25 protein-coding genes and 1 pseudogene are annotated in these 26,712 nt (G+C 72.8%); 17 read left to right on the forward strand and 9 right to left on the reverse strand.

All coding sequences use genetic code 11. The features are described 5' to 3' along the window. Positions 1 to 60 precede the first annotated feature (60 nt). On the reverse strand, positions 61 to 1,035 hold the full coding sequence (locus Saso_RS03235; RefSeq protein ID WP_229900968.1) for a class I SAM-dependent methyltransferase: 975 nt from the start codon (positions 1,033 to 1,035) through the stop codon (positions 61 to 63). Positions 1,036 to 1,261: 226 nt separating this feature from the next. On the opposite strand from Saso_RS03235, the gene rpsA reads away from it, so the two are divergent. The 4 genes from rpsA (at position 1,262) to Saso_RS03255 (ending at position 5,059) form a co-directional block, all read left to right on the forward strand. After that, positions 1,262 to 2,764: a 30S ribosomal protein S1 gene (gene rpsA / locus Saso_RS03240; RefSeq protein ID WP_189916674.1), complete on the forward strand. Its 1,503-nt coding sequence runs from the start codon at positions 1,262 to 1,264 to the stop codon at positions 2,762 to 2,764. A 172-nt stretch (positions 2,765 to 2,936) separates the two neighbouring features. After that, positions 2,937 to 3,875, forward strand: a complete 939-nt coding sequence (locus Saso_RS03245) for a PAC2 family protein (RefSeq protein WP_189916673.1) — start codon at positions 2,937 to 2,939, stop codon at positions 3,873 to 3,875. A gap of 132 nt (positions 3,876 to 4,007) precedes the next feature. Continuing rightward, positions 4,008 to 4,628 (forward strand): dephospho-CoA kinase, encoded by a 621-nt coding sequence (coaE, locus tag Saso_RS03250; protein WP_189916672.1) that lies wholly within the window; start codon positions 4,008 to 4,010, stop codon positions 4,626 to 4,628. Positions 4,629 to 4,678: 50 nt separating this feature from the next. After that, positions 4,679 to 5,059 carry a tetratricopeptide repeat protein gene (locus Saso_RS03255; protein ID WP_189916671.1) on the forward strand — a complete coding sequence of 127 codons (381 nt, stop codon included), beginning with the start codon at positions 4,679 to 4,681 and terminating at the stop codon, positions 5,057 to 5,059. 106 nt (positions 5,060 to 5,165) lie between these two features. On the opposite strand, the gene Saso_RS03260 is transcribed toward Saso_RS03255, so the two are convergent. Next, positions 5,166 to 5,432, reverse strand: coding sequence for a DUF6343 family protein (locus Saso_RS03260; protein ID WP_189916670.1), 267 nt, complete (start codon positions 5,430 to 5,432; stop codon positions 5,166 to 5,168). Positions 5,433 to 5,605: 173 nt separating this feature from the next. Here Saso_RS03260 and Saso_RS03265 point away from each other — a divergent pair, with 173 nt between their 5' ends. The 3 genes from Saso_RS03265 to Saso_RS03275 all read left to right on the forward strand — a co-directional run bounded on the left by Saso_RS03265 (position 5,606) and on the right by Saso_RS03275 (position 7,856). Continuing rightward, entirely contained in the window at positions 5,606 to 6,289 is a 684-nt protein-coding gene (locus Saso_RS03265; RefSeq protein ID WP_189916669.1) for a class I SAM-dependent methyltransferase, read from the forward strand. 102 nt (positions 6,290 to 6,391) lie between these two features. Beyond that, the gene (locus tag Saso_RS03270; protein WP_189916667.1) at positions 6,392 to 6,892 is read left to right on the forward strand and encodes a DoxX family protein; all 501 of its coding nucleotides are present in this window, start codon (positions 6,392 to 6,394) and stop codon (positions 6,890 to 6,892) included. Between the two features lie 271 nt (positions 6,893 to 7,163). Further along, positions 7,164 to 7,856 (forward strand): uracil-DNA glycosylase, encoded by a 693-nt coding sequence (locus tag Saso_RS03275; protein WP_308426816.1) that lies wholly within the window; start codon positions 7,164 to 7,166, stop codon positions 7,854 to 7,856. A gap of 7 nt (positions 7,857 to 7,863) precedes the next feature. On the opposite strand, the gene Saso_RS03280 is transcribed toward Saso_RS03275, so the two are convergent. Both Saso_RS03280 and Saso_RS03285 read right to left on the reverse strand, forming a co-directional pair. Further along, entirely contained in the window at positions 7,864 to 9,321 is a 1,458-nt protein-coding gene (locus Saso_RS03280; RefSeq protein ID WP_189916665.1) for a LamG domain-containing protein, read from the reverse strand. 96 nt (positions 9,322 to 9,417) lie between these two features. Continuing rightward, entirely contained in the window at positions 9,418 to 10,092 is a 675-nt protein-coding gene (locus Saso_RS03285) for a GntR family transcriptional regulator (RefSeq protein WP_189916663.1), read from the reverse strand. Between the two features lie 151 nt (positions 10,093 to 10,243). Between Saso_RS03285 and Saso_RS03290 the strand changes: the two genes are divergently transcribed. From Saso_RS03290 to Saso_RS03310, 5 genes are all read left to right on the forward strand, one after another. After that, complete coding sequence (locus Saso_RS03290) at positions 10,244 to 11,728, forward strand: NCS1 family nucleobase:cation symporter-1 (protein WP_189916661.1); 1,485 nt, start codon at positions 10,244 to 10,246, stop codon at positions 11,726 to 11,728. Positions 11,729 to 11,742: 14 nt separating this feature from the next. Next, entirely contained in the window at positions 11,743 to 12,456 is a 714-nt protein-coding gene (locus tag Saso_RS03295) for an aspartate/glutamate racemase family protein (protein ID WP_189918445.1), read from the forward strand. 479 nt (positions 12,457 to 12,935) lie between these two features. Continuing rightward, positions 12,936 to 13,298, forward strand: a complete 363-nt coding sequence (locus tag Saso_RS03300; RefSeq protein ID WP_229900966.1) for a hypothetical protein — start codon at positions 12,936 to 12,938, stop codon at positions 13,296 to 13,298. Positions 13,299 to 13,353: 55 nt separating this feature from the next. Further along, a complete protein-coding gene (locus Saso_RS03305; RefSeq protein ID WP_189916657.1) occupies positions 13,354 to 14,085 on the forward strand; it encodes a DUF7873 family protein in 732 nt (243 codons plus the stop codon). Positions 14,086 to 14,699: 614 nt separating this feature from the next. After that, positions 14,700 to 16,613 (forward strand): FUSC family protein, encoded by a 1,914-nt coding sequence (locus Saso_RS03310; RefSeq protein ID WP_372442426.1) that lies wholly within the window; start codon positions 14,700 to 14,702, stop codon positions 16,611 to 16,613. Positions 16,614 to 16,659: 46 nt separating this feature from the next. Here the strand turns inward: Saso_RS03310 and Saso_RS03315 are convergent, their stop codons facing one another. Beyond that, positions 16,660 to 17,655, reverse strand: coding sequence for an endonuclease/exonuclease/phosphatase family protein (locus Saso_RS03315; RefSeq protein WP_189916653.1), 996 nt, complete (start codon positions 17,653 to 17,655; stop codon positions 16,660 to 16,662). Between the two features lie 228 nt (positions 17,656 to 17,883). On the opposite strand from Saso_RS03315, the gene Saso_RS03320 reads away from it, so the two are divergent. Then, positions 17,884 to 18,552, forward strand: a complete 669-nt coding sequence (locus Saso_RS03320) for a DUF899 family protein (RefSeq protein WP_189916651.1) — start codon at positions 17,884 to 17,886, stop codon at positions 18,550 to 18,552. A 156-nt stretch (positions 18,553 to 18,708) separates the two neighbouring features. Continuing rightward, positions 18,709 to 18,885, forward strand: a complete 177-nt coding sequence (locus Saso_RS03325) for a hypothetical protein (RefSeq protein WP_189916650.1) — start codon at positions 18,709 to 18,711, stop codon at positions 18,883 to 18,885. Positions 18,886 to 18,889: 4 nt separating this feature from the next. Here Saso_RS03325 and Saso_RS03330 read toward each other — a convergent pair whose 3' ends face one another. The 3 genes and pseudogenes from Saso_RS03330 to Saso_RS38155 form a co-directional block, all read right to left on the reverse strand. Beyond that, positions 18,890 to 20,815: an ABC transporter ATP-binding protein gene (locus Saso_RS03330; protein ID WP_189918444.1), complete on the reverse strand. Its 1,926-nt coding sequence runs from the start codon at positions 20,813 to 20,815 to the stop codon at positions 18,890 to 18,892. A 327-nt stretch (positions 20,816 to 21,142) separates the two neighbouring features. Continuing rightward, the gene (locus Saso_RS03335; protein ID WP_189916648.1) at positions 21,143 to 21,589 is read right to left on the reverse strand and encodes a hypothetical protein; all 447 of its coding nucleotides are present in this window, start codon (positions 21,587 to 21,589) and stop codon (positions 21,143 to 21,145) included. 476 nt (positions 21,590 to 22,065) lie between these two features. Then, positions 22,066 to 22,614 (reverse strand): annotated as a pseudogene (locus tag Saso_RS38155) (ATP-binding protein); the annotation flags it as partial. A gap of 263 nt (positions 22,615 to 22,877) precedes the next feature. On the opposite strand from Saso_RS38155, the gene Saso_RS03345 reads away from it, so the two are divergent. The 3 genes from Saso_RS03345 to Saso_RS03355 all read left to right on the forward strand — a co-directional run bounded on the left by Saso_RS03345 (position 22,878) and on the right by Saso_RS03355 (position 24,963). Beyond that, entirely contained in the window at positions 22,878 to 23,738 is an 861-nt protein-coding gene (locus tag Saso_RS03345; protein ID WP_189916647.1) for a helix-turn-helix domain-containing protein, read from the forward strand. Then, a complete protein-coding gene (locus Saso_RS03350) occupies positions 23,739 to 24,014 on the forward strand; it encodes a DUF397 domain-containing protein (RefSeq protein WP_189916646.1) in 276 nt (91 codons plus the stop codon). Between the two features lie 136 nt (positions 24,015 to 24,150). Beyond that, positions 24,151 to 24,963, forward strand: coding sequence for an SAM-dependent methyltransferase (locus tag Saso_RS03355; protein ID WP_189916645.1), 813 nt, complete (start codon positions 24,151 to 24,153; stop codon positions 24,961 to 24,963). Between the two features lie 178 nt (positions 24,964 to 25,141). On the opposite strand, the gene pdxR is transcribed toward Saso_RS03355, so the two are convergent. Further along, positions 25,142 to 26,644: a MocR-like pyridoxine biosynthesis transcription factor PdxR gene (gene pdxR, locus Saso_RS03360; protein ID WP_189916644.1), complete on the reverse strand. Its 1,503-nt coding sequence runs from the start codon at positions 26,642 to 26,644 to the stop codon at positions 25,142 to 25,144. Positions 26,645 to 26,712 lie beyond the last annotated feature (68 nt).

Below are 26,712 nucleotides of genomic sequence, written 5' to 3' on the forward strand. Positions count from 1 at the left end.
CCCGGGAACCGGTCGGCCGCCCCGCTGGCCGGCTTGTCCGCCTGCCCGCGTCCCCAGTCCCTAGTCCCGCTCGCAGACGAAGACGGCCGTCCCCGGGATCAGGTTCCCGCGCAGCGGCGACCAGCCGCCCCACTCCGAGGTGTTCCACGAGGGCCACTGCGGCTCGACCAGGTCCACCAGCCGGAAGCCGCCCGCCACGATGTCGCGGACCCGGTCGCCCAGCGTCCGGTGGTGCTCCACGTACACCGCGTGGCCCTCGTCGTCCTGCTCGACGTACGGGGTGCGGTCGAAGTAGGAGGACGTCACCGTCAGCCCCTCCGGGCCCGGCTCGTCCGGGAACGCCCAGCGCACCGGGTGGGTCACCGAGAACACGAAGCGGCCGCCCGGCCGCAGCACCCGCCGCACCTCCTTCAGGACCAGCACCGGATCGGCGACGAAGGGCAGCGCCCCGTACGCCGAGCAGGCCAGGTCGAAGGAGGCGTCGGCGAAGGGCAGCGCGCCAGCGTCGGCGCACACCAGCGGGAACGGCGCGCCGATGCGCAGCGCGTGCTGGAGCTGACGGTGGGAGAGGTCCAGGGCCACCGGGTGGGCGCCCTGGGCGCTCAGCCAGCGCGCGCACTGCGCCGCGCCGGCGCCGATCTCCAGGACCGCCTTGCCCTTCAGGTCCTCCGGCGGGCCGAGCAGCTCGGCCTCCACCTCGTCCAGTCCCTCGGGACTCCACACGAAGCGGTCGTCGCCGAGGAAGGTGCCGTGCTCGATCTGGTATTCGTCCGCGTTGCGGTCCCACCAGCCCCGGTTGGCCCGGGAACTCTCGGTGACGCCGGCGTCACGTCGGGTGGCTTCCGGCTCGAAGGCCGGCTCGGACGATGCGGGCTCTTGGATGATCGGCTCCCTCGTCGTACTCTTCCGTGCAACCCGCCCGTCGGTGTCACCCGAGGTGTCACCGAAGGGGCCTCCTGCGGCCTGCGTGACCTCAGGAGAAAGGTTGTGTGCCGGGTTTGCGGCGATCCGCCCCGGGTGTGCGCCTTCGCGCATTGACCCCGCCCGGCTGCCCCCGTATGCTACAAGTTGCGCTGTGGGCCTGCGCACCTCAGACATAGCAGGCTGCGCCGCATCTGTTGTATGTCCCCTCGGTTGTCGAGGCGTCCTCACCGTTTCCTGGTGAGGCGTTTCCTGAGCTGTCCGGTCTTCATCAGAGCGACACGGGTTCCCGGCGTAGCAGTACCTACGACTCACTGTCCGTACCGGAGCCCTTTCCCACATGACGAGCAGCACCGAGACCACCGCCACCACCCCGCAGGTTGCGGTCAACGACATCGGTGACGAGGAAGCATTCCTCGCCGCTATCGACGAGACGATCAAGTACTTCAACGATGGCGACATCGTCGACGGCGTCATCGTCAAGGTTGACCGGGACGAGGTTCTCCTCGACATCGGTTACAAGACCGAAGGTGTCATCCCGAGCCGCGAGCTCTCGATCAAGCACGACGTCGACCCCAACGAGGTCGTCGCCGTCGGTGACGAGATCGAAGCCCTTGTTCTCCAGAAGGAGGACAAGGAAGGCCGCCTGATCCTCTCGAAGAAGCGCGCCCAGTACGAGCGCGCCTGGGGCACCATCGAGAAGATCAAGGAAGAGGACGGCATCGTCACCGGTACCGTCATCGAGGTCGTCAAGGGTGGTCTCATCCTCGACATCGGCCTCCGTGGCTTCCTGCCGGCCTCCCTCGTCGAGATGCGCCGCGTCCGCGACCTCCAGCCCTACGTGGGCAAGGAGCTCGAGGCGAAGATCATCGAGCTGGACAAGAACCGCAACAACGTGGTCCTGTCCCGCCGCGCCTGGCTGGAGCAGACCCAGTCCGAGGTGCGCCAGACGTTCCTCACGACCCTCCAGAAGGGTCAGGTCCGTTCCGGCGTCGTCTCCTCGATCGTCAACTTCGGTGCCTTCGTGGACCTGGGTGGCGTCGACGGTCTGGTCCACGTCTCGGAGCTCTCCTGGAAGCACATCGACCACCCCTCCGAGGTCGTCGAGGTCGGCCAGGAGGTCACGGTCGAGGTCCTCGACGTCGACATGGACCGCGAGCGCGTCTCCCTGTCGCTGAAGGCGACCCAGGAAGACCCGTGGCAGCAGTTCGCCCGGACCCACCAGATCGGTCAGGTCGTGCCCGGCAAGGTCACGAAGCTGGTTCCGTTCGGTGCGTTCGTCCGCGTCGACGAGGGCATCGAGGGTCTGGTCCACATCTCCGAGCTGGCCGAGCGCCACGTGGAGATCCCGGAGCAGGTCGTCCAGGTCAACGACGAGATCTTCGTCAAGGTCATCGACATCGACCTCGAGCGTCGCCGGATCTCGCTGTCGCTGAAGCAGGCCAACGAGTCCTTCGGTTCCGACCCGGCCTCGGTCGAGTTCGACCCGACGCTCTACGGCATGGCCGCGTCGTACGACGACCAGGGCAACTACATCTACCCCGAGGGCTTCGACCCCGAGACCAACGACTGGCTCGAGGGCTTCGAGTCGCAGCGTGAGGTCTGGGAGAACCAGTACGCCGAGGCGCAGACCCGCTTCGAGCAGCACCAGGCTCAGGTCATCAAGTCCCGCGAGGCGGACGCCGCCGCGGCCGCCGAGGGCGGCGACACCGCGGGTGCGGCTCCGGCCGCGTCCGGTGGTGGCGGCTCCTACTCCTCCGAGGGTGCCGACACGTCCGGCGCGCTGGCCTCGGACGAGGCGCTCGCCGCACTGCGCGAGAAGCTGGCCGGCGGCCAGAGCTGAACGAACGCTAGCCACTGAGGCCTAGTCGCTCGACCGAGGGCCCGCACCTTCTCAGGTGCGGGCCCTCGGTGCTGCCCGGACACCCGCCACCCCGCCCGAACAAGATCGCGGCCCGGGAATACCCACCCCCTCAAGGGCGTTGGAACGAAGGAACACGAGGGGAGCGGTCCAAGTGCTTGATCCGCAGGGTTTGTACGCATGGGAGCCGAAAGGGCTGGCGGTCGTCGACATGGCGCTCGCCCAGGAGTCGGCCGGACTTGTCATGCTCTACCACTTCGACGGATACATCGACGCGGGCGAGACCGGCGACCAGATCGTCGACCGGCTCCTCGACTCGCTGCCCCACCAGCTCGTCGCCCGCTTCGACCACGACCGGCTGGTCGACTACCGCGCCCGCCGCCCGCTGCTGACCTTCAAGCGCGACCGGTGGACCGAGTACGAGGAGCCGGCCATCGAGGTCCGGCTGGTGCAGGACACCACCGGCGCGCCCTTCCTCCTGCTGTCCGGCCCCGAGCCCGACGTCGAGTGGGAACGCTTCGCCGTCGCCGTCCGGCAGATCGTCGAGCGGCTCGGCGTCCGCCTGTCGGTCAACTTCCACGGCATCCCCATGGGCGTCCCGCACACCCGTCCCGTCGGTCTCACCCCGCACGGCAACCGCACGGACCTCATGCCGGGCCACCGCAGCCCCTTCGACGAGGCCCAGGTCCCCGGCAGCGCCGAGGCGCTCGTCGAGTACCGCCTCATGGAAGCCGGACACGACATCCTGGGCGTCGCCGCGCACGTCCCGCACTACATCGCCCGCTCGGCCTACCCGGACGCGGCACTGACCGTCCTGGAGGCCATCACGGCGGCCACCGGCCTCGTCCTGCCGGGCATCGCGCACTCCCTGCGCACGGACGCCCACCGCACACAGACCGAGATCGACCGCCAGATCCAGGAGGGCGACGAGGAACTCACCTCCCTCGTCCAGGGCCTGGAGCACCAGTACGACGCGGCCGCCGGCGCCGAGACCCGCGGCAACATGCTCGCCGAACCGGTCGACATCCCCTCGGCGGACGAGATCGGGCAGGAGTTCGAGCGATTCCTCGCCGAACGCGAAGGCGAAGCCTGACCCCGCCCGCGAACGCGCCCCGTCCCCGCCGCACCCTCCCACCAGGGGAGACACGGCGGGGAACGCGCGGGGAACACCGTGCGCAAGGGCCTGGCGGGCGCTCCGTCACCGCCAGGCCCTAAGCTTCCGCCCATGCTGAAAGTGGGCCTGACCGGCGGCATCGGCGCCGGCAAGAGCGAGGTGTCACGGCTGCTCGTCGCACACGGAGCCGTGCTCATCGACGCCGACCGCATCGCACGCGAGGTCGTCGCCCCCGGGACCCCCGGACTCACCGCCGTCACGCAAGCCTTCGGCGAGGACGTCCTCGCCCCGGACGGCAGCCTCGACCGCCCCCGCCTGGGCTCCGTCGTCTTCGCCGACCCGGAGAAACTGGCCCTCCTCAACTCGATCGTGCACCCCCTCGTCGGAGCACGCTCCCGCGAACTGGAGACGGCCGCCCCCGAGGACGCCGTCGTCGTCCACGACGTCCCCCTCCTCACCGAGAACGGCCTCGCCCCCCTCTACGACCTCGTGATCGTCGTCGACGTCGCCCCCGGGACCCAGCTCGACCGGCTCGTCCGGCTGCGCGGCATGACCGAGGACGACGCCCGCGCGCGCATGGCCGCACAGGCCACCCGCGACGACCGCCGGAAGATCGCCGACATCGTCATCGACAACGACGTACCGCTCGTCGACCTCCAGCGGCGCGTCGAGGACGTCTGGGCCGACCTCGCACGCAGAGCACGGGCGTCCCACGGGTCCGCCCCGGAATAGCGGCCCTCGCCACGCGCGTTGAACCCGGCGAGCAAGGGAAGGATTTTTCCGTGCCCGATACCAGCGGTTCGACCGGACGTACCCCGGAGACAGATGTCATCGACTTCCGTGCCGCCGAGCACCTGCTCGCCGCACGGGACCCGCGGGGCGCGGTGAAATTGCTCGACGGAGTCATCGCCGCGCACCCCGAGAACACGGCCGCCCGGCTGCTGCGCGCGCGAGCCTTCTTCGCCGCCGCCCAACTGCGGCCCGCCGAGCTGGAGTTCACGGTCGTCCTGGAGCGCGAGCCGGACAACGCCTTCGCGCACTTCGCACTCGGCCGCACCTACGAACGGCAGGGCCGCGGCGACCAGGCCAAACGCCACTTCCGGCTCGCCGCCGCCCTCGACCCGAACCCGCAGTACCTCAAAGCGGCCCGCTTCGAGGACTGAGAGCGCCCGGACCCGGCCACCGCGCCCGGACCCGGCCGCCCGAATCCGGCCCCCGCCCCTCGGGGCGGACCGCCGCACGGTTCGCGACGGCCGTCCTGCGGATGCCTCACGGGTGACGGTGCTCGGGCGGCCGGTACGGCGGGACGTCACGGCCCGGCTGATAGTGCGGACCCTCCCGCCGGTGCCGCAGGATCATCGTCAGATCCACGGTGACCACCACCCACAGCACCCCGCAGGCAGCCGCCCACCCCGGACGCCCGGCGAGGGCGAACGCGGCCGTCCCGAAGATCGCCCAGGCCAGACCCCACAGCGTCAGCCACAGACGCATCCTCAGCGCACTGCGCGCTGTCGTCGGCTCACTGCCCGTACGCATCCCGATCACCGCTCCTCCCTGCAACGTACTCCTCGGCTCCGGCGTTCTCCAGGGAGCGGGTGAACCGGCCCCCACACCGCTCGAACAGGACACCCATCCCTCGAACGAGTGAACCAGCGGCCCGACGGAACGCCCCGACGCCCACGGCCCGTTGGACGGGCATGGGACTCCAGATGCGAGAAGGACACAACGGAACCGGCCCCGGCGCGATCACCCCCGACGGCTGCGCGGTCGAGCTCTACTCCCGCCTGCCGGTGGGCGACGAACCCGAGATCATCACCGCGGCGGTGCCCCCGCGCGCCCACATCCTGGAACTGGGCAGCGGCGTCGGCCGGATCACCCACGCCCTCCTGGACCGCGGCTTCACGGTCACGGCCGTGGACGAATCCGCCGAGATGCTGGAACGCGTCCGCGGGGCGCGCACCATACGCGGCCCCATCGAGGACCTCGCCCTGGAGGAGACGTTCGACGTCGTGATGCTCGCGTCGTTCCTCGTGCACAACGCGGACGCCGGCTTACGGCGAAAGATGCTGCGCGCCTGCGCACGGCACGTCGCCGACGGCGGGTGCGTGCTGATCCAGCGGGAGGGAGCGCACTACCACTGCGACGTGCCGCGCGAACGCGTCGATCCCGCCGGCTTCACGGTACGGATCGTCTCGTGCGAGCCCGTCGCGGACGGCGTCGACTCCGTGCGCGCGCAGTACGAGTTCCCGGACGCGGTATGGACCCAGACCTTCAGATCCCGGTCCTTGACCGATGAACAGTTCGAGGAGGCACTGACCGAGGCGGGACTGGAACGGGAGAGCTGGCTGACGCAGGACCGCATGTGGGTGAGAGCGGTGCGGACGGCGGAGTAAGGGGCGGCGAGGTGCGATGAGTTCGGGAGCCGGGGGCGGTCTACCTCACCGACAGCACGACGCACCGCTCACCACACACCGCTCACACCGCAGGAGACCTCCATGTCCGAGACCACGGCTCCCCTCGCCGCCTCCGCCACTGCCTCCGCCGCCGGAGCCCCGTCCGGCTCCGGCTCCGGCTCTGGTTCCGCCCCGGCTCCGGCACGCGCGGAGCGCCGCGCCCGCCGGGCCCGGATCGCACTGCGGGGCTTGCAGGTGTTCCTCGCGCTCTTCTACGGCATCGCCAGCGCGCTGCCGAAGCTGATCGCGCACCCGTCGGCGTCCGAGGGCTTCGACAAGATGGGCTGGGGCAACGCCGGCATGTACACCATCGGCGTCCTCGAGCTCGCCGGGGCGATCGCCCTGCTCGTCCCGGTGCTCCAGTCCGTGGCGGCGGTGGCACTGGGAGCGCTGATGGTGGGCGCCTTCGTCGTCCAGGTCGTCGTCTTCGACGGCCAGAACGCGGCGACGCCCCTCATCCTGATCATCCCGCTGGCGCTCATCGCCTGGAAGCGCCGGGAGTCGAACAGGGCACTCCTGCGCTGGGCACGACGAGAGGCATGACAGGCGGGGGAGGGGTGGGGTCGGGGGGTGGGGGGGGGGAGGGGGACCCCCCGGCTGCTCAAGTCACCTGGCCGGGAATCCGCCCCTCCCGTCTTACGGTGGAGACATGGACGCCCCCAAGGCCCCCGCCCGTCCCGCCCCCGCTCTTCCCGCCTCCGCCTCTCCCACCCCGGCCTCTCCCGCCCCCGCTCCTCCCGCCTCCGGGGCCTCTCGGTCCGCTCTTGGCGAGCTCGATCTGCGGGTGGCGGGGTGCGGGGCGTGTGCTCGGCTGGTGGCGTGGCGTGAGGAGGTCGCCCGTACCAAGCGGGCGGCCTTCGCGGACTGGACGTACTGGGGTCGGCCGGTGCCCGGCTTCGGCCCGCCGGACGCCCGGCTGCTGATCGTCGGGCTGGCCCCCGCCGCGCACGGGGGGAACCGGACGGGGCGGATGTTCACCGGGGACCGTTCCGGGGACGTGCTGTACCAGGCGTTGTACGACGTGGGGCTCGCTTCGCAGCCCACCGCGGTCTCGGTGGACGACGGGCTGGAGCTGTACGGCGTGCGGATCACCTCGCCCGTGCACTGTGCGCCGCCCGCCAACAGGCCCACGCCGGGGGAGCGGGACACCTGCCGGCCCTGGCTGGTGCAGGAGTTGCGGCTGCTGCGGCCGACGTTGCGGGCGGTCGTCGTACTCGGCGCTTTCGGCTGGCAGGCCGCGTTGCCGGCGTTCGCCGAGGCCGGCTGGACCGTGCCCCGGCCGCGGCCCGCCTTCGCGCACGGAACCAGGGTGCCGCTCCCCGCCCCGGACCTTCCACGGGAGCCGGGCGGCCGGAAGGACGGCCTCGACGGTGCGGAAGGCCCCGGGGGCGTCGAGGTCTTCGGGTGTTTTCATGTCAGTCAGCGCAACACCTTCACGGGGCGGCTCACCCCCGCGATGCTGCGCGAGGTGCTGAGCACGGCCGCGGGGGTGGCGGGGCTGACGTGAGGGCGGGTCAGACGACGCGTGCCGCGGCGATCGGCCGTGAGGTGACCGGATAGGTCTTGTCGCGGGCGGTGTTGACGCTCCAGCGGTAGCGGGAGAACTCACCGGTGGCGTCGGAGGCGTAGAACATCATGTGGCCGATGCCGACGCCCTCGAACTGCTCCTGTGCGAGCAGGCTCACCATGCGGGTGTCGGGATACTTGGGGTAGTTGGTCAGGGCGTACACGCCGTGCGGTTCGGCGGTGCAGTCGACGACCTCGACGGCGTACTGGGTCTCGCCGGTGAAGTCGGCGACCCCGCTGAAGACGCCCTTGATCTCGCGGACCATCACGATGTGCCCGGTGTTGTTCTCGACCTGGCCGTTGTAGTCCACCGCGATCAGGTCGCCGGGCCGGAGGTCGGTGACCTTGCGGATCTGCTGGAGGCGCGGGCCGGCGGTGCCCGCGGCGAAGGCCCGGCGGTAGTCGGCCGCTTCGGGGATGCGGTCCTGGAAGTACTGGGTGAAGTAGGCGTCGGTGGCCCACCCGTAGGTGTGTTTCAGCGTCCAGGTGACGAAGGACGAGCAGCGGGCGCGGGCGATCCAGCTCGCCAGGTCGTCGGGGGTGCCCCAGGTGACGGTCGACGGGGAGCCGATGAGGTAGACGTTGTTGAGGCGGGCCGTCCGGCCGCTGATCAGGGAGATCTCGTCGGCGGTCAGGGCGCGGCCGTAGGCGCGGACGTCGTCGACGGAGCCCTTGAAGTGGTTCACGTAGGCGCCGTTCCAGCGGGCGCGGCCTATGTTGAAGCCCTGGGGGGCGGCCCAGGAGAGGGCGGCGTCGGCGGTGCCCTCGGGTACGCCGTTGACGTAGAGGTGGACCCGGGTGCCGTCCCACACGCCGGTCAGGTGGGTCCAGGTGCCGGGTGCGGGGGTGCTGGTGCCCAGGGCGGAGATCTTGACGCTCTGGTCCTCGGACCGCACCTTGAACGCCCAGGCGGCGGCGGTGTCGTCGTACTGGAGCAGGAAGCGGCTGCATCCGGTGCCGTCCTGGCTGACGGCGGTGTACATGCTGGTCGGGGCGGCGTCGGCGGCGAGGCGTACCCAGGCGGAGACGGTGAACGCGGCCGTGGTGTCGAGCACGGAGGCGGTGGTGGCCCAGGCCGTGTCGAGGGTGAGTTCGCCTCCGGCCCGCAGGGTCGTCCAGCTCGCGCCGGTGCCGAGGGTGAGGGGGTGGTCGCGGCCGGAGCGGTCGGCGCCGGAGCCGTCCAGCGGCCAGTGGCCGGCGAGATCGGTGGGGAGGTGGCCGGCGGCGAGGAGGCGCTGGTACTGCACCATCTGTTCGGCCTGGGCGAGGTGCGGTGTGGTGACGGGGGTGAAGGGGGTGTCGAGCGGGGTGTCGGCGGCCGCGCTCGGGGCGGTGCCCAGTACGCCGGTCACCGCGCCCGCCCCGACGAGTGCGGCTCCGCTCAGCAGTCCACGTCTGCTCACCATGCTGGTTCTCCCCGTTCGTGTTCGCCGTACGTGTTCGCCGTACGTGTGTCTTCGGACGCCTGTCCGAAGGGTCAGGGGATTCTAGGCGGAGCGTGATCAGGAGCGGGCGGTGTCCGCGGGCGGGTCCTGTTCGCCGAACAGGTGGCGGACGGTGGAGCGGTAGTTGGCCTGTACGTGGTGCAGGGCGTGGGCGCGGGCGCGGGCGGGGTCGCCGGAGGCGATGGCGTCGTAGAGGTCCTGGTGTTCGGTGAGGAGCTGGGGCCATTCCTCGTTGCGGCGGGTGAGCCATTGCAGGCGGCCGGCGACGGGTTCCATGACGGAGGTCAGCAGGGTGTTGCCGGCCATGGCGAGGAGCCGGTCGTGGAAGCGGGTGTTGATGTCGGTGATCGCCTCGGCGTCCGCGGCTTCGGTGGCGGCGGCCGCGCTGGTGAGCAGGTCCCGTAGTTCCGCGAGGTCGTCCGGGGTGGCCCGGGTGGCGGCCAGTCCGGCCGCGTACACCTCCAACGCCTCGCGGAGTTCGAAGAGTTCCTTGACGTCGGTGGGGCTCAGTGGGCGTACGACCGTGCGGCGGGGGGTTTCGGAGTGGACGAAGCCCTCGGCGACCAGTGCCCGGATCGCTTCGCGGACGGGGACTCTGGAGACGCCGTAGCGGTCGGCGAGTTCGCGTTCGACGAGCCGGTCCCCGGGGCGGAGCCTGCCGGCGATGATCTCCTGCCGCAGGGCCCCCAGGACGCGCTCGCGCACCGCTCCGAGGGGTTCGATCTTCGTCATGGGTCCATCTTCGCCGATGCGAGGGGGCTTTTACGGAGCCGTAACGGAGCCGACATCGGTCAGAACGCTTGACGGCGGGACCATGTGCGCAGTTTGGTATACCAAACGGTCCGGTCAGTAGTCTCCTCCGTCCCCCGTCCATGGAGGCCCCGTGTCCCTCGCCGACAGAACCGAAGCCACCGGCACACCCGCGTTCGTCCCCGATCCCCGGCTCACCAACGAAGACCTCGCGCCCGCGGGCAAGCGCAACTGGAAGGTCTTCGACCTCTTCGCCATGTGGATGTCGGACGTCCACAACCTGGGCAACTACACCTTCGCCGCCGGTCTGCTGGTCCTCGGCATGAACGTGTGGCAGATCTTCACCTCCCTGCTCGTCGGCTTCGTGCTCATCTACGTCGGCATGAACTGGATGGGCCGCATCGGCCAGCGGCACGGTGTGCCGTTCCCGGTGGTCAGCCGCATCAGCTTCGGCGTCTGGGGCGCGAACATCCCGGCCCTCATCCGCGCCGTGATCGCCATCATGTGGTACGGCATCCAGACCTACCTCGCCTCCGTCGCCGTCAACGTGATGCTGCTGGCCGCCTGGCCGGGACTGGAGTCCTGGACGCACAGTTCCTTCCTGGGCCTCGACGCGCTGGGCTGGATCTCCTTCCTGTCCCTGTGGCTGGTCCAGGCGCTGATCATCAGCCAGGGAATGGAGTCGGTGCGCAAGTTCCAGGACTTCTGCGGCCCGGCGATCTGGCTGGTGATGATCGCGCTGGCCGTGTGGGTGCTGTCCAAGGCCGGCTGGTCGATCTCGCTCACCTCGACCCCGCACCCGGTCTCCGTGGGTGAGCAGTGGCGCCAGTGGTTCGGGGCGATCGGCCTGATCCTCGCCACGTACGGCACGCTGATGCTGAACTTCTGCGACTTCTCCCGCTTCGCGCCCGACTACAGGACGGTCCGCCGCGGCAACTTCTGGGGGCTGCCCCTCAACTCGACGGCGTTCGTGATCGTCTCCGTGATCGTCACCGCCGGCTCGCTGGAGGTCTTCGGCGAGGCCATCACCGACCCGGCGGAGCTGGTCGCCAAGGTCGGCAACACCTGGGTCCTGGTCCTGGGGGCCCTGACCTTCGCCATCGCCACCATGGGCGTCAACATCGTCGCCAACTTCGTCTCCCCGGCGTACGACCTCGCCAACGTCTGGCCACAGAAGATCACCTTCAAGGTCGGCGGCATGATCAGCACGGTCGCGGCGCTGGTCGTCACCCCGTGGAACCTGTTCTCCAACCCCACGGTCGTCAACTACTTCCTCGGTGGCCTCGGCGCCTTCCTCGGCCCGCTGTTCGGCGTGATCATGGTCGACTACTACTGGGTCAAGCGCGGCCGCGTCGACGTCGACCAGCTGTTCGACGCCACCCCGGGATCGCCCTACTACTACCGCAAGGGCGTCAACCCCAAGGCGCTGTGGGCGTTCCTCCCCTCCGCCGCGGTCGCCGCGGTGCTCGCGCTGGTGAAGACCTTCAGCGATGTGGCGCCCTACTCCTGGTTCATCGGCACGGCGCTCGGCGCCGGTCTCTACGTGCTGCTGTGCCGCCGTGAGCGGGCGGCCGGATCCGCGGCCGCCGCCGAGAAGCCGAACCCCGTGGAGGTCTGAGAGACGTGCGGAGCGTGCGGATCGTCGTCACCAACTGCAACACCACGCAGGAGATGACCGAGGAGATCGTGCGAGGTGCCCGGGCCGCCGCAGGCCCGGGCACCACCGTGACCGGACTGACCCCCGGCTGGGGGCCCGAGTCGGCGGAGGGCTGGCTGGACAGCTACCTCTCCGCGGCGGCGGTCATGGACGCACTGCGGACCTACGACGGCGAGCCCTACGACGCCGTCGTCATGGCCGGTTTCGGGGAGCACGGACGGGAGGGCGCGCGGGAGCTGGTGGACGTGCCGGTCGTCGACATCACCGAGGCCGCCGCGCACCTGGCGTGTCTGCTGGGGCGCCGGTACGGGGTCGTGACCACGCTGGAGCGGTCCTGCGGGCAGATCGAGGACAGCCTGGAGCTGGCCGGGGTGGGCCGCAACTGCGCCGCCGTGGTCGGCACCGGCCTCGGCGTCCTCGACCTCGGCGACGCCGAGCGCACCGAGGCGGCCTTCCTGGCGGCCGCCGAGCGGGTCCGGGCTGCGGGCGCCGAGGTGCTGGTCCTGGGGTGCGCCGGGATGACGGGACTGGAGCGGACGGTGGGCGACAAGCTGGGCCTTCCGGTCGTGGACGGGGTCGGCGCGGCCGTGAAGCTGGCCGAGGGCCTGGTCGGCCTGGGGCTCACCACCAGCCGGGCGGGCAGTCTCGCCCGCCCGGTGCCCAAACGCAGGGCATGGGGCGCCGGATGACGAACCGCCCACCCTCCGGCGCGGCCCGCTGCCGAACCCGACCGGGCGGCGTGGCGAACCCGACCGACCCGGCCACACCGCCGGGCCTGGGCCTGACCGGCCGGGTGGCGGACGGCCCGGGAAGCGAACCGACCCCCGCGGCCCAGCGCCGGACCGGCGGGGTGGCGGACGGCCCGGGGAGTGAACGGGCCGCCCCCCTCGGCCGGGGTCGAACCGGCCGGGGCAGCGGACGGGCGGGGGAGTGACCCGGAGGGGTGACCGGCCGTACCCCCGAGTCGGCCTCGGCGGATCCCGGTGAGGCCGGGTCGTAGCGCTCCCTCGGGTGCGTGGGATATGCGATGGACAACCGGGTGGAGCGCGCGTCAGGCTTCCCGTCATGCGGACCAAGCGCCTGGGCCGGTTCACGGCGGCGGACTTCTAGGCCCGCCGGAAGTCCCGGCGGGCCTCGGAGGTCCGTCATGTCCCGTACCGTCCATCACGTGCGTCCCCGTCACCGGGTCGATCCCGGGGGCCTGTCGGCCCAGGGCCGCGGCTGGAGCACCGGCCACCGTCTCGGCGAACTCCGTCACGAGGCAGCGGAGACGGCCCGCGCGCGCCGCGAGGGGCGCCGCCCCGTCCCCGTGCCGCTGGTGCGCGCCTTTTGCTGCCGCACCTTTCCCCGGTCCCTGAACGCGGGGATCGAGGGCCCCTACGAGTCCCGTGCGCGTGCCGCGCTGTCCGTGTTCCGTTCGACCGCCCGCAACCGTCTGCGTGCCGCCGCGCCGGGCGCGCTCCTCGCCGCGGCCGAGGAGCTGGACCTGCCGCCTACCCGCCACCGGCACCGGAACGTCCGGGAGTGCTGACCGCGGTCCGATAACCCTTTGAGACACGGGCGTTGCCACGGCTACCGTCTGCGTCGTGGCGAAACTCAATCAGATCATCGCGGTCGAGAAGGGCATCAAGTCCAAGGCCCACCAGGACCTGACGGCGGCTCAGCACGGCCTGCACAAGCCCGCGCTGCTGGCCGGCATCTCGCGCACCTACCAGCCCAAGGACGAGGAGGGCGAGCAACTGCCGCCCGAGTCGACCCGGGTGCAGGTGAAGGCGGAGGACGTGCTGCGCGAGACGGCGGCGACCCTGACCCGGCTGTTCGACGTGACCGCCACGAAGGACTGGGCCAACTGCACGGCCCGCGCGGACGTGACGGTCGACGGCCGGGTCCTCGTCGCCGACGTTCCGGTGTCGTACCTGCTCTTCCTCGAGAAGCAGCTCGTCGACCTCAGCGCCTTCGTGCGCAGGCTGCCCGTGCTCGACGCCTCCGAGTCCTGGGCGCAGGACCCCTCCACCGACGCGTGGAAGACCGAGCCGGTACGGACGCTGCGGACCCGGAAGGTGCCCCGCAACCACGTGAAGGCCGAGGCGACCGACAAGCATCCGGCGCAGGTCGAGGTGTACTACGAGGACGTGCCGGTCGGATACTGGACGACCGTGAAGTTCTCGGGAGCCCTTCCCGCCCGCCGCGTCAACGAACTCCTGACCCGTCTGGAGAAGGTGCAGCAGGCGGTGAAGTTCGCCCGCGAGGAGGCGAACGGCACCGACGTCGTCGACCAGCGGGTCGGTGACGCCGTGTTCGGCTACCTGTTCGGGTAGCCTTCGAGACCCCCCGGCCCGACGAGGCCGGGGTGCGCGAGGAGCGCAAGCTGAAGCTGAAGCTTGTCGTGACGAGCGAACCGTACCCGCCACGCGACACAGGGACGGATCGCGATGAATCTCAGACTCTCGCTCCAGACTCAGCATTCGCCGCCGATCGCCGGAGCGACCGGGCCCAGGCCCCCGGACGTCGAAGTGCCGGTTCAAGTCCGGCCCGCGCAGCTCGATGCGCGGTGGTCCAAAGGCAGGACGCGACGACATCACGACTGACCTGGGTCCTCAAGTGCGCCGGCGTGCGACATGGGCGGCTCTCCAGGGGCCGGGGGCAGGCTACGCCCCCGGCCCCGCTCCCGTTGCGGGCCTTGCGTTCATAAAGAACCCGGGTTCCGGCCCAGGCGTCACCTCGCCGAAACACGACCGGCCCCTTCTCTCCCGGACCGCCCCGTACCGTGGACACCACAGCTCACAGCTGATCGCCCCGGCCGCCGTCGCCCGAAGGCAGACCCCCGCCCTCGTCCGACAGGAGATCCGTGCCCCCGCGCCCGCACCTTCCCGCTCGCGCATCCGTCCCTCGCGTCGGCCCCGGCGCGCGCTCTGCCCGCCCGCTGCGCGCACTGCGCCGGGTGCGCACCCCGCTCGCCGCTCTTCCGCCCTGGCTCTCCCACGCCCTGCGCGCCCAGCGCGGGCCGGTGCCGTGGAACGCCGTGACCCGAGGGGCGCTGGCGGCCGGGCCGCTGCTCCTCGTGTCCGTGCTGACCGGCCGGACCTCTCTCGGGGTGGTCGCCGCGATCGCCGCGATGCTGGCCGGGATCAACGACCGGCCCGGCAGCAGGAGGACCGCGGTGAGGCGGCTCGGGACGCCCGCGCTCGCGGGCGCGGCCGGCCTGCTCGCCGGGACCGCCGCCGGGGACCACCTCGGTGCGGTCGCGCTGACGGTCGTCCTCACCGGGCTCGGAGTGCTCGCCGGGGCGATGAGCGCCGTCGGGCCGGTCGCGTCCGCGGCCGGCACCCAGCTGCTCGTCGCCTCCGCGATCGGCGCGGGGATGCCCGTCCCGGAGGCCGGCTGGGCGCGCGCCCTCGCCTTCCTCGCGGGGGCAGGCTGGCTGCTCGCACTGCGGCTGGTCCTGCCCACGCCCGGCTCGATGGCGGGTGATTTCCGCTTCGACGGCGAGCGGGAGGCGGTGGCCGCCGTCTACGACGCCGTCGCGGAGCTGCTCGACGCCGCCGGGACCGACCGGGCCGTCGCCCGCCGGGCCGCGCTCACCGCGGCCCTCGACCACGCGCAGGACGCCCTCGCCGGGCCGCGGCTCCGGCCGCGCGCCGGCTCCGCCGCCGAACGGCGCCTGCACGCCCAGTACGCCGCGGCGCTGCCCCTCGCCGAGGCGGCGACCGCGCTCGCCTGGGCGGGGGAGCCCCTGTCCGGGCGGGCCTCCACCGGGCCCCGGCGCCTCGCGGCCGCCGTACGGGCGCACACGCACACGGGTCCGCTGCCCGCCCCCACCCGGTCCGCTCCCGCGCTGCGGGCCCTCGACGACGCCCTGCTGCACGCCGCCGACGCCTTCGACCAGGGCGACGGCGGCGCGCTGCACACCCGCCGGCGCGGCGCCCGCGATCTGCTGCGCGCCGCGTCCGGGGCGGGCGGCCGCGAGTTCGGGCTGCGGATCGGTCTCTCCTTCGGGGCCGCGGTCGCCGTCGCCCAGGCACTGAACCACGCCCAGTGGTACGGGCGGCACACGCACTGGTACTGGCTGCCCGCCACCGCCGTCTTCCTGGTCAAGCCCGACCTCGGGCCGCTGGTGTCCCGGGCACTGTGCCGGGCGGCGGGGACCGTGCTCGGGGCGCTGCTCTTCGCCGGTCTCGCCGCCGTGCTGCCCCGGCCGGAGGGGCTGGTGGCGCTGGTCGCCCTCTGCGGGGCGCTGATCCCCGCCTCCACCCGGCACTTCGCCGCCCAGACCGCCGTCGTCACCGTGCTCGTGCTGTCCCTGGTGATGGTCGGCGGGGAGCCCCAGGCCTGCGTCAGCCGGATCGCGGAGACCTTGCTGGCCTGCGCGATCGTACTGATCGTCGGGCATCTGCCGATGCCGGGGCCGCGCGGCGGGCAGGTGCGGGTCCGGCTCGCCGCCGCGGCGGACGCCGCGCACGCCTACCTCACCCATGTGCTCGACGGCACCGAGGGCCTCGACGGCCGGGCCGCCCGCTGGACGCTGCGCCGTGAGGCCTACCGGGCCCTGGCCGAGGCGCGTACCGCCATCGCCCTGGCCGCCCACGAACTGCCCGCCGTCGCCCGCCACACCGAGGGCACGGACGAGGTCGCCGCCGTCCTGGAACGGCTCGTCGACACCATCACGGCCTGCGCCGTCCACCTCGACGACACGGGCCGGCTCACCGCACGGCACCGGGAGGAACTCGCCGCGCTCCTCGGCGAGGCGGAGGCGAAACGGCGGCGGGTGGGGCTGCGTGCGCCGGTGCCCGGGCCGCCGGCGGCGGGACGGTCCCGGCCGGCGTCCGGTACGGCGTCCGTCGGCTGAGCCCCGGCCCGGGAGGAGCCGGCCCGAGCGCCTCCCCGGCCCCCGGTCACTCGATGCGCGCCCACACCGGCGCGTGGTCCGATCCCGGTGCGTTCCGGCGCGCGGCGGGATCCGGGCCGACCGAGGGGAGCGGCGGCTCCCGCCGGGCCTCCTGGTCCGGCGCCCCGGTGCCCGCCGACGTCAGCCGGTGGACCAGGCGGTGACTCGTCATGACGTGGTCGATCAGCTCCCGGCGGCCGGAGTCGATCCGTGAGTAGCGGCGCTCCGCCGGGATCAGCGGGGCCACGTCCCACAGCCGGGCCGCGTCGCCCCGGTCCGGTGTCCCGAATCCGCGGGTGCCGATCTCCGAGCCGGGCGGGCCGAGCAGGATCTGGGTGGTGGCCGCCTGCACCTCGTCGTTCAGATCGCCGAGCACCGCCACGTCGCGCCGGCGGCCGTCGCCCGCGAGAAGGTCGTCGGCCAGCGCGCGCAGCGCCGTCGCCTCGGCGGCCCGGCGGTAGAGGGCGTAGGCGGCGTACCGCGCCCGTTCGCCTTCGTCCCGGGGGAAGAAGCGATCCCCGGGGTAGGACAGCAGCTTCGACTTCAGATGGGCCACCGCCACCCGCAGCGGCCCGGCCCCGGTGACCGTCTCCACCGCGAGGAACCCGCGGCCCGCGCCGTCCGTGGCCGCCCCGGAGTCGTCCGCCTGCACGGGGCGCAGCAGGGCCGGGTACGCGCGCGTATCGGCCAGCACCTCCACCGGGGTACGGCTGATCACGCCGACCCGGATGCCCCGGCCGTCCGGATGCGCGGACAGCGCCGCGTACCAGGTGCCGCCCACGGCTTCCAGCAGGTCAGACAGCGCCTCGGGTTCGCCGACCTCCTGCACGCCGAGGACGTCCGGGGCGAGCGCGGTGACGACGTCGGCGAGCGCGGCGAGCTTCGCCTCGTAGGCGGCCTCGTCCTTCGGGCCGAACGGTCCTCCCCCACTCTCGGCTTCACCCGAACGGGGGGACCCCCATGGCCGGTAGAGGTTCTCCAGGTTCCAGGTGCCGATGAGCATGCCGGGCTCCCTCCAGGAGGTGTCGTGGCGCCAGGGTGCCGCCTCCGGCGGGGCCCGCGACAGGGCCGGGACACGATGCGCGCCGTGGCTCGCACCAGGGCACGACCCGGGCCTACGTCGGCACGACGATTCCTTCTCCTCGCGCGGATTGCGTCCGGGGACGCCGATGAGTCCCGGGCCGCCGTGCGGTCACCCCTTCCGACGGACCGTCGCACAGGAGGGGCAGCCATGGCGCACCCGGAGCTTCCGGAGATCGTCTCGCACGAGGAGTGGCGCACCGCGCGGGCGGAACTGCTGGCCAAGGAGCAGGTGGTGGCACGCGCGCGTGCGGCGCTGGACGCCGAGCGGCGCGCGCTGCCCATGGCCGAGGTCGGCACGGAGTACGTCTTCGAGGGGGGCGACGGCAAGGCGGGACTTGTCGACCTCTTCGAGGGGCGGCGGCAACTCGTCGTCCACCACTTCGAGTTCGAACCGGGGTGGGAGAGCGGGTGCCGGTGCTGCGCGGCCTTCCTCGACCAGGTCGGCCACCTCGCGCACCTCAACGCGCAGGGCACCTCCTTCGCCGTGGTGTCCCGGGCGCCGTTCACGAGGATCCTGCCGTTCAAGGCGCGCATGGGCTGGACGGTGCCCTGGTACTCCTGCCCCGAGGACGACTTCGGCGGAGACTTCGAGGCGACCGTGCCCGCGCAGGAGGCGGCCGGGGAGCCGGACCCGGGCCCCGGCGGGCGGCCCGGGCTGAGCTGCTTCCTGCGGGACGGCGGCCGCGTGTTCCACACCTACTCGGTGTTCGGGCGGGAGCTCGACCGGCTGGGCCCCGCGGCCGGGCTCCTCGCCCTGACGGCGCTGGGACCGTGGGACGGCGCCCGCGTCCGCTACCACGACGAGTACGAGATGTGACACGGAGAGTGTCCGACATGTTCGTAAGGTGACCGGATTCTCACACTCCGCGGTGACCTCGTGTCAAGTAGGTCTCAGTACCGCAACCGGGCGAGGCGAACCACCCTCCAAGAGCGTTAACTCCTACAGGTACGACGCTTGATCGGAGGTGGCGAGATGGTGAACGGGCGGACCGTGCTCGAACGCTTTCCCGCAGGTGGGCCGCGCGGCTCTTGGCCCGCGGAGGAGTTCGCGCACGCGCGGCGCTTGGAGGGGCTGGCCGCCGAGGTCGTCATGGACCTCGCCACGGACACCTTCCTGGTGGTCGTCCGGGGCGGCGACACCGAGCGCTGAGCGCTCAGCCCGCCCCCGCCCCCGCCTGTGACGGAGCGGGCACCGGCGCCGAGAACTGCTCGGCCTGGAGCGTGTACAGCTCCGCGTAGACCCCGCCGCCCGCCAGCAGCTCGTCCGGCGTTCCCGACTCCACCAGCCGGCCCTGGTCCAGTACGTGCACCAGGTCGGCGTGCCGGACCGACGCCAGCCGGTGGGTGATCAGCACCACCGTCTGCCCGCCGTCCGCGAGGGCACGGATCTTCTCGAAGACCTCCAGCTCGGCACGGGCGTCCAGGGCCGCCGTCGGCTCGTCCACGACCAGGATGCGTCCGCGCCGGTAGGCGGCCCGCGCGATGCCCAGGCGCTGCCATTGGCCGCCGGACAGTTCGTGGCCGCCGCTGAAGTGCCGGGCCAGCAAGGTGTCCAGGCCGCGCGGCAGGTCCGACACGACCTCCTGCGCACCCGCCTCGGCGATCGACGCGGCGAGCCGTTCCTCGGTGAGCGGGGCGCCGGAGCGGCCGATGGCGACGTTGACCCGCGCCGTGAACGGCCACCGCTTGAAGTCCTGCGCCACCATCGCGATGCGCTCGGCCAGCTGCCGCCGGTCCGCGTCCGCCGCGTCCACGCCGTCCCACAGGATCCGCCCCCGGTCCGGCCTGTACAGTCCCGCGAGCAGCTTCACCAGAGTGGTCTTGCCGGAGCCGTTCTCGCCGACGAGCGCGATGATCCTGCCGAGCGGCAGCGAGAGGCTGACGTCGTCGAGCGCGGGCCGCGCCGACTCGCCCGGATAGCCGAACGTGACGTTCTCGAAGCGGATCTCCCGCGGCTCCTCCGGCAGCGCCGCGCCGCCCACCGGGATGGCCCGTTCGGCCGCCTCCACGTACAGCCGCTGGAGGTCGCCCACGAACAGCGCCTCCTCGTGCAGCTGGTTGACCTCCAGGACGAGCGTGTTCAGGCTCGCCGAGCCGCTGCGGATCGCGATGACGGCCGTGCCCGCCACCGCGAGCGCCATCGTCCCGGTGAGCAGCAGCCCGCCCAGCGTGGCGTACGTCGCCAGGGTCGCCAGGCCCGTCCAGGTCGCCGCGAACAGTCCGGTGCGGGCCGCGAGCCGGGCCAGCCGGGCCTGCTCCGCCTCCGCGGTCTCCGACATGGCGCGGAAGTGCCGCAGCAGGAAGGGGCCGACGCCGTGGACGCGGATCTCGGGCGCGGCCGCCGGCTCGGTGAGCAGACCGGCGATCAGATGCCCCGCGCGCGCGTGCTGCACCCAGGTGTGGAAGGACTCGTAGCGGCGCCGGGCGTTGGTCAGGGCGCTCCACGCGCTGGGCAGCGTCATCGTCACGAGCAGCGGCAGCAGGAGCGGGTGGAGCACGGTGAGGACGCCGGCCGACGCGGTCAGCGAGATCATCGCGTTCACCACGCGCGTGCCGTGACTGATCATGTAGCGGCTGGACCGTGCCCCGTACTGCGCGGTGTCGAGCAGCTTGTGGAAGGCGTGGTCCTCGATCGCGGCGAGCTCGACCGCGGCCGCCCGCTCCAGGTACAGCTCGGTGGCCACCCGTTCCACCTTGGGTTCGAGGCGCCCGGTGGCGTACGTCGACGCGGCCCGCAGCAGCGCCCCGGCGAGCAGGACGACGGTCATGACGGCCAGGGCGGGAGCGGCGCCGCGCAGCCGCTCGTCGATCGGGCCGCCGGTGACGAGCCGTCCCAGGACGGCGTTCATGGCGAGCAGGCCCACCGCCTGCGCCACGCCCCGGGCGATCTCGGCGCCCAGGACGACGCGGGCGGCCCTCGGGTCGGCCTGGCGGGCGAGCCGCAGACTGGAGCCCAGCAGGGACGGCAGCCGGGTCACCATGGCGCGGACGTTCAGTTCCAGGAAGGCGTCGCGGTGCTGGTTCCAGCCCGTGTCGTAGCGCAGGGGGCCGCCGAAGAGCAGGCGCTCCGACTCCGACACGCCCCGCTCGTCCGGCCCCTCCGGCCCGTCCGCCGCTTCCGTCCCCGGCGCGGTGCCCGCCCCGGCCTTCGGCCCGTCCGCCGTTTCCGTCCCCGGCGCCGTGCCCGCCCCGGCCTGCGGGCCGTCCGGTGTCCCGGTCTTCGGCTTGGTGCCTACCTCGGCCCCCCGTGTCCGTCCCACCGCCGGCCTCCCGATCGCGATCGTCGACGAACGGCCACTATCTCGGGATGCGCCGCCCGCGGGCAGGGCGCGGGACTGGAGGTTCCCGGCGCGCGGGCGTGCGCCGGACGGCGTCGCCGCTCGCCCCGCGGAGAGGGGGCGGGCCGGCTAGGCGATGATCGCCCGCGACCAGGTGGGCGTCGTGCCCACCAGACGGCACAGCGCCAGATAGAGGGGGATCGGCGGCGTGTACGGAAGCGTGCCGTCCGGCCGGTGGACGAGGCGGGGACGGTGCACGGAGTCCGGGAGCAGCGCGCCGGTCGCGTAGTGCGCGGGGGCGGGCCATTCCAGGGCGTAGTCGGAGTCGGAGGGGACCAGCCACCACCAGCGCGTCCCGTCCGCGTAGACACAGCCCACACGCGGCAGGCGCGGCATCAGGAGCGGGCCGAAACGGGCGGGGGCGGACACGGCGTCGCAGCCCAGCGGGGCCGTCATGCCGTCGGGCACGGTGAGCCGGCGCGGCGGCTCGGGGGCCTGCGCGCCGTCGGGTCCGCGCCGCATGCGGACGAGCGTGTCGAGGGTGAGCAGCGGGCCCCGGCCGGGGAGGGCGGTCATGCCCTTCCCCGCTCGCGCCCGTGTCCGAGCGGGAGGGAACCGGTGGCGTGTCCGACGGCCCACGCGTCACGGCCGCCCTCGGATCCGCCGTGGCCGGCGGGGGAGCGGCGCCACTGCGGTGCCACACGGGGGTCCGCGCCGTCGGGCGCCGGCCCGGGCGCGGGCGTGGGTGCGGCCTTCGGTGCGGCCTGGGCGGTCGCCGCGGGGGCGAGCGGCGCGGGGAGGGCGGGGCGCGGTCGCCGTACGCCCGGACCGGGGACGCTCGCGTGCCGCTGCTCGGCCTGCTCGTCCTCGTCGGCGGGGCCCTCGGCCGGTCCCGGCTTGGGACGGGAGCCCCAGCCGAGGTCGTTGCGGGGCGCGGCCGGGCCGGTGCGCGGCGCGGCGGGGCCGTCGTGGAACTCGTCCAGGGTGTCGAGGAGGTCGCCGAGGTCGCCGTGGTGCGCCTCGGCGAGGTCCGCGCCCAGGCTGTTGCAGGGCTCGGCGGGATCGCGCGGGACCTCGGCCTTGCGGGCGAGGTCGGCCCAGACCAGCAGGCCGGGGCCGTGTTCCTGGGCGCCCCAGGCGTGACAGAGGGCCTCGACGAGGATCAGCCCCCGCCCGTGCTCCTCCTCGGGGCGCTGCGGCGAGGGGTGCGGCTCGCCCGGAGCGCACCCCTGATCGCGCACGGCTATGCGCACCAGGTCGTCGCCGTCGTGCAGCTCGCAGACGACGATGTCGCTCGCGGTGTGCACTATGGCGTTGGTGACCAGCTCGGATATGACCAGGGCGGCGGTGTCGCAGGTGTCCTCGCACACCGACCAGCCGGTCAGCCGGGCCCTCGTCAGGCGTCTGGCCTGCGCGGGGGAACCAGGATGGGCGGCCAGTTCGAACCGGAACCGGCGCTCGGCAGCGGCCTGGTCGGAGCCGGCTCCCTCCCCTGTTCTCGCATGCGCTCGAGCGGGGGAACCCCCATCGGCACCGAGACCCTGGGGGCGGCCTGCGGAGGCGTCTGTTCCTAAGGGCGCGGACGGAATCACGCTTGCCACTATCTCCCCGCCGTGCACACTTGGCAAGTGTCACTCTGAAAAATGCAGAGTGCTGTGTGACGCGGTGAGAGGCCGTGGCACACTGCTCGCAACAGCACGTCGAACGGCGCCAGTCGGGATCGCCGGAGATCCGTACCACGCGTACCAGATCTTCGAACGGATCTTCGGGTGGCGCCGTAGGGCTGTCGGGATTCTTTGCGTTGCCGGCCGGGTGGGCCCGTGTGCTCCCGAGCGGTCGGCCGGGCTCTTCGTGGAGGTGGAGCGTGAGCGAACCGCGGTCCGCGCCGACGGTCGGACAGGTCGTCCTCGGTCGGCGCCTGCTGGACCTGCGGGAACGCGCCGGGCTCAAGCGCGAGGAGGCCGCCCGCATCCTGCGGGTCGCGCCCGCCACGGTCCGCCGCATGGAGATGGCCGAGGTCAGCCTCAAGATTCCGTACCTCCAGCTGCTGCTGAAGGCCTACGGCGTCACCGACGAGGAGGCCGAGGGCTTCGTCCGGCTCGCCGAGGACGCGAACCGGCCGGGCTGGTGGCAGCGCTTCCACGACGTCCTGCCCGGCTGGTTCTCGATGCACGTCAGCCTCGAGGGCGCCGCCGCCCTGATCCGCCAGTACGAGCCCCACTTCGTGCCCGGCCTGCTCCAGACCGAGGACTACGCGCGAGGCGTCCTGAAGTCCGGCGCCATCGGCCAGACCCGCCCGGAGGACATCGAGCGCCTCGTCGACCTGCGCATGCAGCGCCAGGACCTGCTCACCCGTCAGGACGCGCCGCGGCTGTGGTTCGTGATGGACGAGACGGTGCTGCGTCGCCCGGTCGGCGGCCCGGAGGTGATGCGCGCGCAGATCGACAAACTGCTCGACGCCACGGAGCTGCCCCACGTGACCCTCCAGATCGCGCCGTTCGAGAACGGGCCGCATCCGGGCACGTACGGGCCCTTCGTGCTGTTCCGATTCGCCATGCCGGAGCTTCCGGACATGGTCTACAGCGAGTACCTGACCGGCGCCGTCTACCTCGACGCCCGCACCGAGGTGGCGACCCACCTCGAGGTCATGGACCGCATGGCGGCGCAGGCCGCTACTGCACATCGCACGAAGGAGATCCTCCGGGATCTCCGCAAGGAGTTGTGAATGAACCGCATCAAGACCCAGTCCGGGCCGCGGGTCCGCGCCCAGCGGATCTACAACGGCATGCCCGCCCGGGATCTGGGCAGCGAGGGCTGGCACAAGCCGTGGAGCGGCGGTAACGGAGGCAACTGCCTGGAAGCGATGAAGCTCGCCGACGGCCGCATCGCCGTCCGCCAGTCGACCGACCCCGACGGGCCGGCCCTGATCTACACGAGCGACGAGATGACGGCCTTCATCGAGGGAGCCAAGGCGGGGGAGGCGGACTTCCTGTTGTCCTGAACGCGTCCGACCGGCTCTTCCTTTTTCCCGATCCGACCACCACTTTCCCCGTCCACCCGCCACTCTTCCTTTCTCTGCTTACTTGTTTCGGTGCTGACTTGAACACTATCCGCGTCACATGCTTACGGAGTGCCTCATGACCGGGCAGGAACCCGCCGGAGCCCCCGAGATCGACACCAGCAAGCCCCACCCCGCCCGGATGTACGACTGGTACCTCGGCGGCAAGGACAACTACCCCGTCGACGAGGCCATGGGCCGCCAGATGCTCGCGCTCGACCCCCGGGTGCCGGTGATGGCACGAGTCAACCGGGCCTTCATGCACCGCTCCACCCGCTGGCTGGCCGAGAACGGCGTACGCCAGTTCCTGGACGTCGGCACGGGCATCCCGACCGAGCCCAACCTGCACCAGATCGCCCAGCGGATCGCACCCGACTCCCGCGTGGTCTACTGCGACAACGACCCGATCGTCCTGGCCCACGCGGCCGCTCTGCTGCGCAGCACGCCCGACGGCGTCACGGAGTACCTCCAGGCGGACGTCCGCGATCCGGACGCGGTCCTGGAGGGTGCCGGGAAGATCCTGGACCTCGACCGGCCGGTGGCGCTGTCGCTCGTCGCCCTGCTGCACTTCGTCTCCGACGAGGACGGCGCGCACGAACTGGTCGACCGCCTGCTCGCGCCGCTCGCCCCGGGCAGCTACCTGGTGATGACCCACGCCACCGCCGACTTCTCCCCGCAGGAGTCGGCGGCGGCCACGGAGAAGCTCAAGGCCGCGGGCGTCACCCTCGCCCTGCGCTCGCGCGAGCGGTTCACCCGCTTCTTCGACGGGCTCGAACTGGTCGAACCCGGCGTCGCGGTCGTCCCCGACTGGCACCCCGAACTCGGGGACCCGGTACCGGGCCAGGACGACGGCGTGATTCCGGGATACGGGGCGGTGGGCCGCAAGAACTGATCCCCGGTCCTCGGCCGCCGGTACCCGATACCCGGTTCCGGCGAGCGCCGTGACCGGGGGCCGGGCCTGCTGCCGCATGCTGTGGGGCGTCCGGCGGACGCCCCACAGCACTTCGCCGGGGGCCGCTCGCGGGCACGGCGCGCGGTGTCCGCCGGTACGGCCGACCGCGGCGGCGGTCTCAGCGGGGGGTCGGGGCCGGCCCCGGGTCGCGCACCGGCACCGGGTCCGGACCCGGGGTCAGGATGCCGCACAGCGCCTCCAGTGCCGCCCCGTAGGCGTGTTCCGCCGGGGTCGCGTAGCCGACGACGAGTCCGTCCTGCGCCGCCGTGTCGCCGTCCGGATGCCGGAAGGCGTCCAGGCCGTCCAGGGCGACCCCCTGCCGGGCGGCCGCCTCGACGACGGACCGCTCGGTCCCGGGCGGCAGCCGCAGCACCGCGTGCAGCCCCGCCGCGATACCCGTGACCTCGACGTGCGGCGCCCGGACGGCCAGCGCCTCGACCAGCCGGTCACGCCGCCCGCGGTACCGCTGCCGCATCCGCCGTACATGACGGTCGTACGCCCCGGACCGGATGAGGTCGGCCAGACTCAGCTGGTCCAGGACGCTCGCCCAGGCCTCCCGCTCGCCCTTGGCCGCGAGAACCGCGCCGACGTACCGCTCGGGCAGCACCATCCAGCCGAGGCGCACCGCGGGCGACAGGCTCTTGCTGACCGAGCCGAGGTAGATCACCCGCTCGGGGTCGAGACCCTGGACGGCGCCGACGGGCTTGCGGTCGTAGCGGAACTCGCCGTCGTAGTCGTCCTCCAGGACCAGCGCGTCACGCGCGCGAGCCCAGTCGATCACGGTGGTCCGGCGGTTCGCGTGCAGGGGACCGCCGGTCGGGAACTGGTGCGCGGGGGTCAGCAGCACCGCCCGCTCGCGCGCCAGCCGCTCCACGCGCGCGCCGTCCGCGTCCAGCGGCAGGGGGACCGTGCGCACGCCCGCCGAGGCCAGCAGCCCGCGGTGGAAGCCCAGGCCGTACCCCTCCACGGCGAGCGGACCGCGCAGGACGGCGCCGCCGGGCGCGAACAGCAGCCGCAGCGCGTGGGCGAACCCCGAGCAGATGACGATGCGCCCGGGCTCGGCCCGCACGCCACGCGCGCGTGCCAGGTACTCGGCGAGGGCCTCCCGCAGTTCCCGCCGTCCGGCCGGGTCGCCGGGCCCGAACACCTCGTGGGGCGCTTCCTGGAGGGCCCGCCGGTAGGAGGCCAGCCAGGCCGAGCGGGGGAACGAGGAGGCGTCCGGCGTGCCCTGCCGCAGGTCGTGCAGCGGGCCACGCGCGCGTGACGGCACCTCGGCGGGCGGGCGGCGCCCTGCGGGCCGTACGTCACGGGCACGTGCCCCCTGCGCCGGCGGTGTGGTCGGCACCCCCATGGCGACCCGGGTCCCGGAACCCTGGCGCGCGGTCAGCCAGCCCTCCGCGACGAGTTCCGCGTACGCGTCGGCGACCGTGTTCCGGGCGACGCCGAGGTCGGCGGCGAGCGAGCGGTAGGGCGGCAGCCGGGTGCCGGGCGGCAGACGCCCCCCGCGCACGGCCTCGCGCAGCGCCCGGATGAGCGCGGCCCGCCGGCCGCCGGGACCGGCCGGATCGAGATGCAGGTCGACGCCGATCCGTTCGGCCGCATCGACCCATGACTCCGCCATGGAAAGCACCCTACAGAGCGGTCAATGCGGCCCGTGACCGAAGCCGCGACGACGAAGACGAACGGGGT

It is taken from the genome of Streptomyces asoensis (assembly GCF_016860545.1).
Classification (GTDB): Bacteria; Actinomycetota; Actinomycetes; order Streptomycetales; family Streptomycetaceae; genus Streptomyces; species Streptomyces asoensis.

Coding starts and splice junctions, on each gene's coding strand:
- pdxR (WP_189916644.1), bottom strand. CDS start 26,644: ATGGCGGAGTCATGGGTCGATGCGGCCGAACGGATCGGCGTCGACCTG.
- Saso_RS03335 (WP_189916648.1), bottom strand. CDS start 21,589: ATGACCGCCCTCCCCGGCCGGGGCCCGCTGCTCACCCTCGACACGCTC.
- Saso_RS03285 (WP_189916663.1), bottom strand. CDS start 10,092: ATGACGAAGATCGAACCCCTCGGAGCGGTGCGCGAGCGCGTCCTGGGG.
- Saso_RS03265 (WP_189916669.1), top strand. CDS start 5,606: ATGCGAGAAGGACACAACGGAACCGGCCCCGGCGCGATCACCCCCGAC.
- Saso_RS03325 (WP_189916650.1), top strand. CDS start 18,709: ATGGTGAACGGGCGGACCGTGCTCGAACGCTTTCCCGCAGGTGGGCCG.
- coaE (WP_189916672.1), top strand. CDS start 4,008: ATGCTGAAAGTGGGCCTGACCGGCGGCATCGGCGCCGGCAAGAGCGAG.
- Saso_RS03235 (WP_229900968.1), bottom strand. CDS start 1,035: ATGCGCGAAGGCGCACACCCGGGGCGGATCGCCGCAAACCCGGCACAC.
- Saso_RS03320 (WP_189916651.1), top strand. CDS start 17,884: ATGGCGCACCCGGAGCTTCCGGAGATCGTCTCGCACGAGGAGTGGCGC.
- Saso_RS03350 (WP_189916646.1), top strand. CDS start 23,739: ATGAACCGCATCAAGACCCAGTCCGGGCCGCGGGTCCGCGCCCAGCGG.
- rpsA (WP_189916674.1), top strand. CDS start 1,262: ATGACGAGCAGCACCGAGACCACCGCCACCACCCCGCAGGTTGCGGTC.
- Saso_RS03260 (WP_189916670.1), bottom strand. CDS start 5,432: ATGCGTACGGGCAGTGAGCCGACGACAGCGCGCAGTGCGCTGAGGATG.
- Saso_RS03355 (WP_189916645.1), top strand. CDS start 24,151: ATGACCGGGCAGGAACCCGCCGGAGCCCCCGAGATCGACACCAGCAAG.
- Saso_RS03280 (WP_189916665.1), bottom strand. CDS start 9,321: ATGGTGAGCAGACGTGGACTGCTGAGCGGAGCCGCACTCGTCGGGGCG.
- Saso_RS03270 (WP_189916667.1), top strand. CDS start 6,392: ATGTCCGAGACCACGGCTCCCCTCGCCGCCTCCGCCACTGCCTCCGCC.
- Saso_RS03315 (WP_189916653.1), bottom strand. CDS start 17,655: ATGCTCATCGGCACCTGGAACCTGGAGAACCTCTACCGGCCATGGGGG.